General features: G+C 73.2%; 10 protein-coding genes. 4 read left to right on the forward strand and 6 right to left on the reverse strand.

The window, feature by feature from the left end:
* On the reverse strand, positions 1 to 926 hold a 926-nt coding region (locus ABZY57_RS14615), incomplete at its 3' end, for an AfsR/SARP family transcriptional regulator (RefSeq protein ID WP_356511715.1).
* 160 nt (positions 927 to 1,086) lie between these two features.
* Here ABZY57_RS14615 and ABZY57_RS14620 point away from each other — a divergent pair.
* Positions 1,087 to 2,193 carry an NADP-dependent oxidoreductase gene (locus ABZY57_RS14620; RefSeq protein ID WP_356511717.1) on the forward strand — a complete coding sequence of 369 codons (1,107 nt, stop codon included), beginning with the start codon at positions 1,087 to 1,089 and terminating at the stop codon, positions 2,191 to 2,193.
* Positions 2,190 to 2,765, forward strand: a complete 576-nt coding sequence (locus ABZY57_RS14625; RefSeq protein ID WP_356511719.1) for an NAD(P)H oxidoreductase — start codon at positions 2,190 to 2,192, stop codon at positions 2,763 to 2,765. The genes ABZY57_RS14620 and ABZY57_RS14625 overlap by 4 nt, the downstream gene beginning before the upstream one ends.
* On the opposite strand, the gene ABZY57_RS14630 is transcribed toward ABZY57_RS14625, so the two are convergent.
* The 3 genes from ABZY57_RS14630 to ABZY57_RS14640 all read right to left on the reverse strand — a co-directional run bounded on the left by ABZY57_RS14630 (position 2,752) and on the right by ABZY57_RS14640 (position 6,226).
* A complete protein-coding gene (locus ABZY57_RS14630; RefSeq protein WP_356511721.1) occupies positions 2,752 to 4,431 on the reverse strand; it encodes a transporter in 1,680 nt (559 codons plus the stop codon). The two genes, ABZY57_RS14625 and ABZY57_RS14630, sit on opposite strands and share 14 nt — an antisense overlap.
* The gene (locus ABZY57_RS14635; protein ID WP_356511723.1) at positions 4,428 to 5,300 is read right to left on the reverse strand and encodes an ABC transporter ATP-binding protein; all 873 of its coding nucleotides are present in this window, start codon (positions 5,298 to 5,300) and stop codon (positions 4,428 to 4,430) included. The genes ABZY57_RS14630 and ABZY57_RS14635 overlap by 4 nt, the downstream gene beginning before the upstream one ends.
* 245 nt (positions 5,301 to 5,545) lie before the next feature.
* Positions 5,546 to 6,226 carry a bifunctional DNA primase/polymerase gene (locus tag ABZY57_RS14640; protein WP_356511725.1) on the reverse strand — a complete coding sequence of 227 codons (681 nt, stop codon included), beginning with the start codon at positions 6,224 to 6,226 and terminating at the stop codon, positions 5,546 to 5,548.
* A 220-nt stretch (positions 6,227 to 6,446) separates the two neighbouring features.
* On the opposite strand from ABZY57_RS14640, the gene ABZY57_RS14645 reads away from it, so the two are divergent.
* The gene (locus ABZY57_RS14645) at positions 6,447 to 7,826 is read left to right on the forward strand and encodes a transcriptional regulator (protein WP_356511727.1); all 1,380 of its coding nucleotides are present in this window, start codon (positions 6,447 to 6,449) and stop codon (positions 7,824 to 7,826) included.
* A gap of 48 nt (positions 7,827 to 7,874) precedes the next feature.
* On the opposite strand, the gene ABZY57_RS14650 is transcribed toward ABZY57_RS14645, so the two are convergent.
* Positions 7,875 to 9,608, reverse strand: a complete 1,734-nt coding sequence (locus ABZY57_RS14650; protein WP_356511729.1) for a hypothetical protein — start codon at positions 9,606 to 9,608, stop codon at positions 7,875 to 7,877.
* Between the two features lie 213 nt (positions 9,609 to 9,821).
* On the opposite strand from ABZY57_RS14650, the gene ABZY57_RS14655 reads away from it, so the two are divergent.
* Complete coding sequence (locus tag ABZY57_RS14655; protein ID WP_356511731.1) at positions 9,822 to 11,177, forward strand: hypothetical protein; 1,356 nt, start codon at positions 9,822 to 9,824, stop codon at positions 11,175 to 11,177.
* A 46-nt stretch (positions 11,178 to 11,223) separates the two neighbouring features.
* On the opposite strand, the gene ABZY57_RS14660 is transcribed toward ABZY57_RS14655, so the two are convergent.
* On the reverse strand, positions 11,224 to 12,567 hold the full coding sequence (locus ABZY57_RS14660) for an ABC transporter substrate-binding protein (RefSeq protein ID WP_356511733.1): 1,344 nt from the start codon (positions 12,565 to 12,567) through the stop codon (positions 11,224 to 11,226).
* Positions 12,568 to 12,635 lie beyond the last annotated feature (68 nt).

Genomic DNA, 12,635 nt, shown 5'->3' on the forward strand with positions numbered 1-12,635 from the left:
GAGCCCCCCGGGCCCTCGCCCCCCGCCCGCCCCGGGGGTGCGACCGGGCCGGCCGGAGCGGCGGGGCCCGCAGGCGCGTCCGGGCCCTTGTGCGCGGCCGGACCCGCCGCCCGGCCCGGACCCGCAGGCTCCGCCGGACTGGCAGGCCCCACCGGCCCCACCGGCCCCGTCAGTTCCGGGTCCTGGCGCAGGATCGCCTCGTACAGGGCCGAGAGCTCCGGACCGGGGTCGATGCCGAGTTCCTCGGCGAAGAGCCCGCGCAGGTGCGCGTAGACGGCGAGTGCCTCGCCCTGCCGCCCCGCGCGGTACAGCGCCCGCATCTGGCTGCCGCGCAGCCGCTGGCGCAGCGGGTGGGCCGCGGCGGGGCCGGCCAACTCGTCTGCGAGCGTCCGGTGTTCGCCGAGTGCGAGGCGGGCCTCGGCCAGGTCCTCGTACGCGGTGATCCGCTGCTCCTCCAGCCGGGCGATCGCCGTCTGCGTGAAGTCGGCGTCCCGGAAGTCGGCGTAGGCCTCTCCCTGCCAGAGCCCGAGCGCCCGCGCCAGCAGCTCCGCCCTGGCCCGCGGCTCCGCCTCCTTGCGCGCGGCCGCCGCCAGCTGCGCGAAGAGGTCCGCGTCCACGGCCCGCGCCGGAGCGCGCAGGGCGTAGCCCGCCGGACCGTACGCGACCAGGGCGCGTGCTCCGTCCTCGGCCCGGGCGAGGGTCCGGCGGAGCTGGGAGACCTTGGTCTGCAGGGTGTTCCCCGGATTGCCGGGGGCGGCGTCGCCCGCCTCGCCCCACAGGTCGTCGATCAGCCGGTCCACCGGCACGGGCCGGCCGTCGCGCACGAGGAGGGCCGCGAGCAGGGCCCGCACCTTCGCCTCGGGAACGGGCACGGGAGTCCCGTCATCCGTGCGGACGGTCAGGGGCCCCAGCACCTCGAAACGCATGTCGCAACGTTACTTCTCGCCCGTCAGACCGCGTGCGTACGGCCGTGCGTGCTCCCGTGCGTGACGCGTGCGCGGCCCGTGCGCGGTCCCGGACATGGTGTTCCCGTGACCGCGACCGAGCGGTCACGGGAACAGGCAGCACGCCGGAAGGAAGAGTCGGATGACCACGACCACGAGCACCCTCTCCCGAGAGGTCCGCCTCGCCGCCCGCCCCGTCGGCGCACCGGGCCCGCACCACTTCGACCTGGTCGCCACCGAGGTGCCGGAGCCCGCCGACGGCCAGATCCTCGTCCGCAACACCTGGATGTCCGTGGACCCGTACATGCGGGGCCGGATGGACGACGCCCCCTCCTACATCCCGCCCTTCGCCCTCGGCGCGGCCCTCGAAGGCAGCGCGATCGGCGAGGTCGTCGCCTCCCGCTCCGCGTCGGTGCCGGTCGGGGCGACGGTGACGCACTTCCTCGGCTGGCGTGAGTACGCCGTCCTCGACGCGGCCGCCGCCACCGTCGTGGATCCCGCGGTCGCCTCGCCGTCCGCGTACCTCGGCCCGCTCGGCACCACGGGCCTGACGGCGTACGCGGCGCTGACCCGCACCGCCCCGGTCGAGGAAGGCGACGTCGTCTTCGTCTCCGCCGCGGCCGGCGCGGTCGGAAGCGTCGCCGGGCAGCTGGCGCGGCGCCTGGGCGCCTCCCGGGTGATCGGCTCGGCGGGCGGCCCGCTGAAGACGAGGAAGCTGCTGGACCGCTTCGGCTACGACGCGGCCGTGGACTACCGCCAGGGCGACCTGGCCGGCCAGCTCGCCGAGGCGGCCCCCGAGGGCATCGACGTCTACCTCGACGCGGTCGGCGGCGACCACCTCCAGGCGGCCATCGGCGCGATGCGCCAGGGCGGACGGATCGCCCTGGTCGGCGCGATCAGCGGCTACGACGCCACCGCTCCGGCGGTGGGACCGGACAACCTCTTCCAGGCCGCGGCCCGCGAGGTGACCCTGCGCGGGATGCTCGTCTCCAGCCACTTCGACCTGTTCCCGGAGTGGATCGACCGGGCTGCCGGATGGCTGGCGGACGGCAGCCTGCGTACGGAGGAGACCGTCGTCGAGGGCATCGAGCACGCCCCGGAGGCCTTCCTCGGCATGATGCGCGGCGCGAACACCGGCAAGATGCTGGTCCGCCTCTCCCCGGAAGCCGCCACAGCGGCGCCCACCGCCTCCGCGCCCACCGCCTCCGCGCCCACCGCCACCGCGTCCACCGCCACCGATGCCCGATGAGCGCCGCCCTGGTCGTCCTGGCCCACCCCCGCGGCGATTCCCTGACCGCCCAGCTGGCCCGCCGCGCCGCGGCCCGGCTGGAGGCCGACGGCCACACGGTCGACGTACTCGATCTGCACGCCGAGGGCTTCGACCCGCGGATGGGACCCGAGGACGAGCCGGACTGGTCGGACCCCGACAAGGAGTACTCCGCCGAGACCCGGGCCCACATGAACCGGATCGCCGCCGCAGAGATCCTCGTGGTGGTCTTCCCGCTCTGGTGGTTCGGCCTGCCGGCGATCCTGAAGGGCTGGATCGACCGGGTCTGGAACAACGGCTTCGCCTACGGCCGCCGCCGCCCGCTCCTGAAGGGCAAGCGGATGGTGTGGATCCCGCTGGTGAGCTACCCCGAGGCGAAGTTCGAGGAGCTGGGCTGGGACGAGCCGGTGGACCGCCTGCTGCGCGTCGGGATCTCCGAGTACTGCGGCATCGAGGGGGCCACCGTCCACTTCGTCTACGACTCCCTGAGCGCGGGCGGGTCGGCCCTCGCCGAGGCCGACACCGCCCTGGCCCGGACGGTCAGCCCTTGCTGACCGCCAGCAGGATCTCCGGGAGCTTGCGCGCGACCGCCGGGGCGGCGAGGCGCAGGCCGGCCCACGTGGCCAGCGTGCCCCAGGCCACGCCCAGGGGGAGCAGGATCCAGGCCATGGTCTTCTGGTCCGTGGCGCTGAAGTAGACGGCCAGGGCGATCATCGGGGAGCTGATCAGCGCCGAGGCGAGCATGCCGGCGAAGAGGCTCCCCCACGCCAGGGCTCCCTGGCCCGGGGCGACGTTCTTGAAGGCGCCGTCGGTCGGGATCGAGTACGCGAAGAAGGCGGACGACAGGGCTCCCGTGCACAGCATCGAACCGAGCAGGGCCAGGCCCAGGCCCACGGCGCCGGGGAGACCGGCCCAGTCGCCGAGCAGGCCGGCCGTGACCGCCGCGACCACCACCGTGAAGGGCACGGTGACCAGCGCGAGGGCCAGGGAGCGGGCGCGCAGTTCCACGTACGCGTCCCGGGTGCTCGAAATGGTCTGCGCGACCATCCAGAACGCCGAGGTGTCCTGCCCGAACTGGTTGTACATCTGGAGGCCGATCATGCCCGAGGCGAAGCAGGCCAGGTACACCGAGCCGCTGCCCTGGACGGCGTTGACGACCGGGATGATCAGACCGATCGCCAGGGCCGACACGAACGCCGACTTGGTCTTCGGGTCACGCACGCTGTAGCGCAGCGCGCGCTGGACGGCCGCGCCCGTACGGTCGTCCGGCAGGAACGACCAGCCGCCCCGGGCCGCGCCGCTCACCGGCTTCTTCTTCTCCTTGGCCGCCGCGATCGTCGAACCGTCCGGGGTGACCATCAGCTTGGTCAGACTGCGCTCCCAGAACCAGAGCAGCAGGCCGAGGGCCGCGACCGTGATGAGGAGCTGGGCAGCCGCGATCCCGTACGAGCCCTCGCTCGCGGAGTCCACCATCCCGAGGGCCGTCGCGGGCGGCAGCCAGCGCACGACCGCCCCGGCCGGCTCCAGCCGCTCCAGGCCGCCGGTCTCGAACAGCCGCTGGGCGGCGAAGTTCGCCGCCTGCGCGCCGATCGCGATCAGCAGGCCGCTGAGCAGCGCGAGGTCGCGCCCCTTGCGGCTGGTCAGCAGCCGGACGTTGGCCGTGGCCACCGCCCGGGCCAGCGCGACGCAGCCGACCAGCAGCAGCGGCACGGCCAGGACGGCGGCCACCACGCCCGCCGCGCCCCGGGCGACGGCGATGACCGAGCCGACGGCCAGGCACAGCGTGAACAGCGGCCCGATGCCGACGAGCGAGGAGGCCAGCAGGGCCCGTACGAGCGGACGCGGACGCAGCGGCAGCATGACCAGCCGGGTCGGGTCGAGCGTTTCGTCGCCGGTGGGGAAGAACAGCGGGACGAACGTCCAGCAGAGGGCCATGACCGCCGCCAGCAGGACGACGACCGCACCGGCGTGCGCATTGCCGCGCAGCACGCTGAGGCCGAGCGTGGCGAAGAAGGCGATGAGAAGGGCGAAGGCGAGCGCGCCGAAGTAGGCGGCCTTGCGCTTCGAGGAGCCCTTGAGCCCGTTGCGCAGGAGGGACAGCTTGAGGCGGACGAAGATCGGGGTGACGCTGACGGACGCGGCCGCGGCAGCGGAGGCGGCAGACCCGGATGCGGTCGCCGGAGCCCGCGTGGGCGTCGGCGTGGGCGTGGGCGTGCTCATCGGACGCCCGCCCCGTTACTCCCGCCGTTGGACGCGGCCCCGCCGCCGAGCCAGTCCAGGGACTCGCCCGTGGCCCGGCCCTGCGCCCCGACCAGCTCCAGGAACGCGGCCTGCAGCGAGGGCGCGTCGCCCCGTACGTCGGCCAGCGGGCCCGCGGCCCGGATCCGGCCGGCGGCCATGACGGCCACCCAGTCGCACAGCGACTCGACGAGCTCCATGACGTGGGAGGAGAAGACGACCGTGGCACCGGAGGAGGTGTAGCGTTCCAGCACTCCGCGGATGGTCTGTGCGGACACCGGGTCCACGCCCTCGAACGGCTCGTCCAGGAACAGCACTTCGGGGTTGTGGAGCAGGGCGGCCGCCAGGCCGATCTTCTTCCGCATGCCCGTCGAGTAGTCGACGATCAGCTTGTTCTGGGAACCGGCCAGGTCCAGGATCTCCAGCAGCTGGGTGGCCCGGCTGTCCGTCTCCCGGCCCGGCAGCCCGCGCAACCGTCCCATGTAGCCGAGCAGTTCCCGGCCGGAGAGCCGCTCGAAGAGCCGCAGCCCCTCAGGGAGCACGCCGATCCGGGACTTCACCTCCACCGGGTCCGCCCACACGTCGTGGCCGGCGACGATCACCCGGCCCATGTCCGGGCGCAGCAGTCCGGTGACCATCGACAGCGTGGTCGTCTTGCCCGCGCCGTTCGGTCCGACCAGGCCGACGAACTGCCCGGCCGGCAGCTCCAGATCGATCCCGGAGACGGCCACCTGCTCGCCGAACCGCTTCCACAAACCCTCGACCCGCACGGCGGGCGCGGCGGCCTGCGCGGATCGCGCACCGCCACCCGTTCCGTCCGCCCCGCCCGTCGCAACGCCCTGGTCCGGCATGCGCCTGCCTCTCGTTCTGTTCCCCGTGTCCTGCTTTTCTCACCATAGGAGGAGGGGGAGAGGCGGAGCAGTTACTTATGTCATGAGTTTCCCAGGTGAAATCTCCGCTGGTCAGGGCCAGTCGGAGGGGATCAGGGCGGGCGGGAGGGAGGTGATCGGGGCGGCCGGAGGGGATCGGGGCGGACCGGAGGGGATCGGGGCGGATCGGAGCGGACCGGAGCGGGATCAGCTCCGGCCCGGCAGGGTCACGAGGTGCGCCGGGCCCGATCCGCCGCCGCCTCGCGTCCGCACGCGTAGGCCAGGGCGTCGATCAGCTCCTCCACGTCCGGCAGCCACCGGTTCGCGGCCGTGGGCGGCTGGGCCCACTGCACCGAACCGCGTCCGCCGATCCGGGTCGGGGGCGCGGCCACGTACTCGCCCTCGCCGCGCGCGGCCAGGTCGAGTTGGGCCGGCTGCCAGCCGATCTTGCGCAGCAGGTCGGGCACCTTCGCCCCGGCGCCGGGCAGGACGAAGAACAGCATCCGCCCCGCCGGGTTGGCGATCACCGGGCCGAGGGCGCGCTGCATGCGCTGGAGCCGGGCCAGCGCCAGGAAACCGGCGGCGTCCGGGACGTCGAGGGCGTCGAAGGTCCGGCCGGTGGGCAGCAGGATGGCGGCCTTCGGGTTCTTGCCCCAGAGCCGCCTGACCTGGACGGCGCTGCCCGACGCCTGCGAGGCCCAGTCCTTCCCGGCCGCGTGCGCGCCGGGCGCCGGGCACTCCGCGGCCCCGCACGAGCACTGCTCCCGCCCGTCGCCGGACTCCAGCCAGGTGCCGGCGAAGACATCCCAGTGCCGTTCTTCCGTGTACCGCACGGCATGGTCCAGCAGCGGCTCACTGCGCTGCAGGGGGATGGGCGCGGTCTCCGTGACTCCGATGGTCTCTTCCACGTGCAACACAACTCTTGCGGTCACCGGGGGTTACGGGCGTAAACCGGCCGGGCTGCGGAGCATCGATCCTGCATGCGGGGCGCATCGGTGCATCGCGGGGGGCGCGTAGGAGGCCGGGGCGCCGGAGGTGGGTAGCGATGGCACGCAATGGGGAAGATTCCCCGCACATCAGGCGGGAAGTGATCATTCGAACGATCACCCGCGGCCACTGGGGGTTTTCATGGCAGCCAGGCCTCTCGTCGCCCGCCAGCCGAACGAACGGCTGCAGGCGCTCATCCAGGAAGCCGGGTGCTCCAATGCCGGGCTCGCCCGGCGCGTCAACATGTGCGGGGCCGAGCACGGCCTCGACCTCCGCTACGACAAGACCTCCGTGGCCCGTTGGCTGCGCGGCCAGCAGCCGCGCGGCCGGGCCCCCGGGATCATCGCCGAGGCACTGGGCCGCAAGCTCGGCCGGACCGTCACCATCGACGAGATCGGCATGGCCAATGGCAAGAACCTCGCCTCCGGTGTCGGCCTGCAGTTCTCCCCGACCGTCATCGGGGCGATCGAGCAGGTCAGCGAGTTGTGGCGGAGCGATGTGGGCCGGCGTGACTTCCTGTCGGGGTCGAGCGTGGCCTCCTCGGCGCTCGTCGAGCCGAGCCGTGACTGGCTGATCACCGGGGCCGACGCGCAGGTCGCGCGCAGCGGCGGCTCACGGGTCGGGATGTCGGACGTGGAGGCGGTACGGGCCACCACGCAGGCGCTGAAGGACCTCGACCACCGCTTCGGCAGCGGCCACGTGCGGCCGGTGGTCGTGCACTACCTCAACTCGGTGGTCTCCGGCCTGATCGGCGGCTCGTACCGGGAGCCGGTCGGCCGGGCCCTGTTCGCGGCGGTCGCCCGCCTCACGGAGCTGGCGGGCTACATGGCGGTGGACACCGGCCAGCCGGGCCTCGCCCAGCGCTACTACATCCAGGCCCTACGGCTCGCGCAGGCGGCGGGCGACCGGGCGTACGGGGGCTACGTCCTGGCGGCGTCGATGAGCCACCTGGCGGCGGAGCTGGGCAACCCGAGGGAGATCGCGCAGCTGGCGAGAGCGGCACAGGAGGGCACGCGGGGCCAGGTCACCCCCCGGGTGGAGGCGATGTTCTACGCGGCGGAGGCGCGCGGGCACGCGCTCCTCGGCGACGCGCGGTCGACGGCGGTGCTGTCCTCGCGGGCGGTCACCGCGCTGGAGCGGGCGGAGCCGGAGTCGGGGGACGATCCGGAGTGGATCCGGCACTTCGACGGGGCGTACCTCGCGGACGAACTGGCGCACTGCCACCGGGACCTGGGCCAGGCCGACGCGGCGGCCAAACGCGCGGAGGAGTCCCTGCGGGACCTCCCGGCGGCCAAGGCGCGGCGCCGGGCGATCGGACTGCTCCTGCTGGCGGCGGCGCGGGTGCAGCAGCGCGAGGTGGAAGCCGCCTGCCAGACGGCGACGCAGGCGGCGGAGGTCCTGTCGGGCATCCGCTCCCACCGCGGGGCGGTGTACCTGGAGGACTTCCGCACCCGCCTGGACCCGTACCGGGAGGAGCCGGCGGCCCGGGAGTTCACGGCCCGCCTGGAGCCGGTCGGCTGACCCCGCTGCCCGGAGGTTCCGGGTGACGGGGCCGCCGGTTCAGCCGGTTCAGCCGGTGACTTCGATGCGGCCTTCCATGCCGGTCGAGGTGAGGTGGGCGGCATCGGCGTCGACGAAGCGGATGCGCCAGTAGCCGCTGGTCTGCGCGGTGAACTTCTTGCCGACGCCTCCGGTGTCCCGGGTGACGGCGGTGCCCATCTCCTTCCACACGGTGGAACCGTCGGGCCGGAAGGAGAAGCGGACCTTCTGGCCGGGGTAGGCCACGAAGCCCCTGTCGGGGGTGTAGGTCTTCAGGGTTCCGACGACGAACAGCTGCTGGCCCGTGGCCACGGGGCGCGGTCCGAACCGCTCGTCGGTGACCTGGGTCTGGGCGCGCGTGTTGTGGATCGCCTTGGTGCCCGTGCTGGGGCCGATGTTGGTGGTGCCCGGGGTGTGTACCCGCCACGCCTTGGCCGTCGACTTGGTCGGCGTGCCGACCGTCACGGTGAACGTCTTGTTGTAGGGCACCACGAAGGACTGACGGGTGCTCCAGGTGCCGAACACCGTCAGGTACTGGATCTCGATCGGTGCCTGCTGGGTGGTGTATCCGTCGACCACGACCTTGCCGCTGATGGTCAGCTTGCCGTACTTGTCGCCGGCGACCAGCTTCTCCTCCACGACCTTGGTCGTGTGCGTCACCTTCCCGACGGTCGCCGTACGCGTGCCGTCGCCCAGCAGCCAGCTGTCCCTGACGGACACGTTCCAGGAACCGGTCCGCAAGACCCGGGGCGAGAGGATGTAGCTGCCGTCGGCACCCGCGAAGGCGTACGCGGTCTCGGCTCCCGCCGCGGGCTGCTCCGAGGCGGCGACGCCCCGCCCGGCCGCGGGCTTGAGCGTGCCGTCGTCCGCCCGGCGGGTGAGCGTGCCGCGCACGGGTACCCCGGTCCCGTACCGGGCGGTGAGGGGCGCCGTCGAGGACAGCGTCAGGGTGGATTTCTGGGCGCGGATCCGGGCCGGGTGCTTCACGGACACCTCGGTCTCCCCGCGTGCCAGGTAGACCCACTGGGCCAGCTCGTTCTCGTTGCCCACGGCGGCCACGGAGGTGGCGAACTTCCCCTGGGCGTCGGACACCACATCGGCCTGACCGTCACCGAGGCGGGTACGGACCCGCGCACCCGCCAGCGGTGACCGCTCCCCGGTGCGCGGGTGGACCGCGGTGACCGAGCCGGTGACCTGGGTGTCGAGGTCGTCCAGCGAGAACTCCTGCTGGCTGGTCCGTGCCTCGAACCTGGCGTCGAGCGCGTGGGTGAACCGTCCCGCATTGCGGCGGCTCAGCTCCTTGCCGTCCCGGTCCTCGGCGTACACGTCCAGTTCGTAGTCCGTCATGGTGTCGAGGACGAGCGGCTGGTCGTCACCCTGGAACCACGAGCGGTCCGGCTCGAGCGAGTCGCCGGATTCCTCGGAGTACTTCGTGAGGCGGTCCACCACGGCGACGACCTTGTCGGTCCCCGCCCGGCGCACCTCGACCCGGACGGGGTGCGTCTCCCATCGGTCGCCGACGGAGACGATGAACTCGTTCTCGGCGTTCGGATAGGCGGTGGCATCCGCCACCGGGTTCTCCTCGGCCTTCGTCCCGGGGACCGCCGTCCGCGACGCCCGCGCCTCGGCCGGCAGGGCCGACAGGGAGGAGGCCCCCGGGCTGCCGGCGCCGGCCGCGTGGGCGACAGGGGCCACCAGCGCGCCCGCGGCCGCGAGTACGACCGCCGTACCGACGGCCGTCATGGTCCTCTTGAAACTGTTCACCGGAATCCCCCGCGCGTCACGTGTGATCGACTGCACGGGTTGGACGACCGACCGGCCCCGGGGGTTGTACGGACCCGGCACCCTTACCCGGTACCGGACGCCGGGGGCCCGGCCAGGCCCGTGGGGATGAGGCCGACACTGGCAAACTCGACGGGGACCGGTAGCGTGAGCCGACGGTTCCGTAGACGCGGACAGGTCGGAGAGGGAGTCCCGGTGACCGAGAGCGGACAGGGCGGCAGCCCGCAGGGAGGCGCGCCGTGGGGCCCGCCCGTGCCCGCACAGCCGCCGACGGAGCCGCCCGTGCAGCCCGGCGGGGATCCGGACCACCTGCACGGCGGCCCCTCCTACGGCTACCCCGCACCCGGCGGCCCCGCCTACGGCTACCCGCAGGGCCACGTGGTCGGCCCCGGCTACGAGGGCTCCGGCGACCCGTCCGGCTACGGCTACCCGCCGCTGCCGCAGGCACCCGCCCCCTACGTCGCGCCGGTGCCCGCCCCCGCGCACGAGGAGGCGGCGACGCAGTACATCGCGCCGATCCCGGCGGCCCCCTCGTACGACGAGGCGGCCACCCAGTACATACCGCCGGTCCCCGCCGCGCCCTCGTACGACGAGGCCGCCACCCAGTACATCGCGCCGGTCCCGGCCGCGCCCTCGTACGACGAGGCCGCGACGCAGTACATCGCGCCGGTTCCGGCCGAGCCCGCCGATCCGGCCGCAGGGTTCGACGGGATGTTCCGGGGGGACACGCAGCTCCTGCCCCCCATCGAGGAACCGGTGCTCCACCAGCAGCCGCGCCGCCCCCATCCGCAGCAGCAGCACCCGCAACAACAGCACCAGTCCTACGCGCAGCAGCCGCAGCACCAGCAGTACGCGCCGCCGCCGCAGTATCAGCAGCAGCCGCCGCACTACCAGGAGCAGCCGCTCGCCCCCGCCCCCCGCAGGGTGTCGCCCGCGATCATCGCCGCCGTCGTCATCGGCCTGGCCGTCGTCGGGCTCGGGGTCGGTGCGCTGCTCGGTGACGGCAAGGCGCAGAACAACGACCCGGCCGCCGTGGCGGCCACCCCCACGCCCGGCAGCTCCGCCGCGGACAAGGGCGAGGCTCCCCTGGATCCCGCGCAGCCGCAGGCCGTCCAGCTCGACAAGCTCCTCGCGGACAGCAACGACAGCCGGGCCGCGGTGATCAAGGCCGTCGAGGACATCAAGGGCTGCAGCAACCTGGACCAGGCGGCCACCGACCTGCGCGACGCGGCCCGGCAGCGCGAGGGGCTGGTGACCCGGCTCCAGGAGCTCAAGGTGGACCAGCTCCCGAACGACGCGAAGCTGACGGCGGCCCTCACCAAGGCGTGGAAGTCCTCCGCCGAGGCCGACAACAGCTACGCGGCCTGGGCGGACGACGTCAAGTCCGACGGCGAAAAGTGCAAGAACGGCAAGGCCAGGACGACCCGCAACGCCTCGGAGGGCAACAAGGCGAGCGGCGAAGCCACCAGGGCGAAGGAGACCGCGGCGGGCCTGTGGAACTCCATCGCCGCCAAGTACGACCTCACCAAGCGTGACAAGAGCCAGCTCTGACACGCGTCCGACGCGGGCCTGACCGGCAAGATCCGAAAGAGTCGGCCTAGCTCGAACGGGGGGCCTGCTCCAGGGTCTTGGTCATGTCCAGGGACTGCTCGCCGCCCGGCTGGGCCACCAGGCGGCCCTGCTGGACGACCTGGAAGGTGACCCGGCCGTTGACCATGCGGGGGAAGCCGGCGACGGCGCGCATGTCCTGGTAGCGCCAGCTGAGATCGGGGGTCAGGCCGCCGGTCTTGACGGGGTCGGACTGGTTGAGCTTGCGCGTGAGGGTGCGCCCGGTGAGGGTCTCGTCCTCCTTGAACCGCTTCACCATCTCGCTGAACACCGTGTACGCGATCCAGGTGGTCTGGGCGCCGCTGTCGTCGGGCTCCACGGCGTTGTCGCCGAAGGCGTGGTCGGAGATGACGTTGCGCATCTGCGTCCACAGGGGATCGGTGGCGACCGGGTACCAGCTCGTGACGTACGCGCCCTCGAAGGGGCTCTCCTTGCCGCCGGTGCGGTCGACCAGGGCCTGGCTGACCGAGCCCAGCACCGAGGAGACCTGCGGTTTGCGGTTCTGGGAGTCGGCGCGGCGGAAGGCGTCGAAGAAGGTCTCGGTGCGGGCGCCGAGTACGGCGGCCACGCAGCCCTTGTCCTTGCCGTTCTTCCCGTCCTTCACGGAGGAGGCGCCGCCCTTCCCGGTGGTCCCGGAGGAGGAGGCCGCCAGTGCCTCGTTGGCCTGGACGGAGAGGTCCGCGGCGTCTTCGGCGGCCCGGATGTCGCTGGCCTCGGGCATCTGGTCGGCCTTGAGGCCGGCGTTGAGCTGGAGGGGCAGGGAATCGCCCGCGAGGGTGTCGGGGCGGACCAGGGCGACCTTGGCGCAGGTGCGCCCCAGCTGGTGGCCGGCGCCGGCCACCAGGACGGGCTGGCCGCCGTTGACGGGGAAGGAGAGCGGGGACTGGAACTCCTCGGCTGAGACTCCGTACCCGCCGATGAAGGGGATGCCCTCGGCTTCGAGCGGGGCCAGGAAGGCGCGTCCGTGCTGGCTGTAGGAGCCGACGACGGCGACGGCCTTCTCGGCGACCGCCTTGCGGGCGCAGTCGGCCGCGCCGGTGGGCGTGTTGCGCTCGTTGCAGGTCAGGACGCGGAGCTTGCGCCCGTTGATGCCGCCCTTGGAGTTGACCCAGCGCTCGTAGGCCTTGGCCATGCCCGGCATGCCCGGCATGTTGGTCGCCTTGGAGTCCTCCGGAGCGAAGGTCATGACCGTGAGGGTGCCGGCGTCCCCGGGGCCCCCCGAGCCCCCGGGGAGCACCCCGCAGCCGGCGACGAGACACGCGCCCGTCGCCATGGCCGCGGTCCGGGCCAGAAAGGTGCGGGAGAGTGCTGCTGCGCGTCGCCGGGTGGTCATGTGCATGCACCATTCCGCGCCCGGGGTAACTGAGGTGTGAGGTGTGCACAACATGGGGTGACGGCGAG

This window comes from Streptomyces sp. NPDC006450 (assembly GCF_040612195.1).
Classification (GTDB): Bacteria; Actinomycetota; Actinomycetes; order Streptomycetales; family Streptomycetaceae; genus Streptomyces.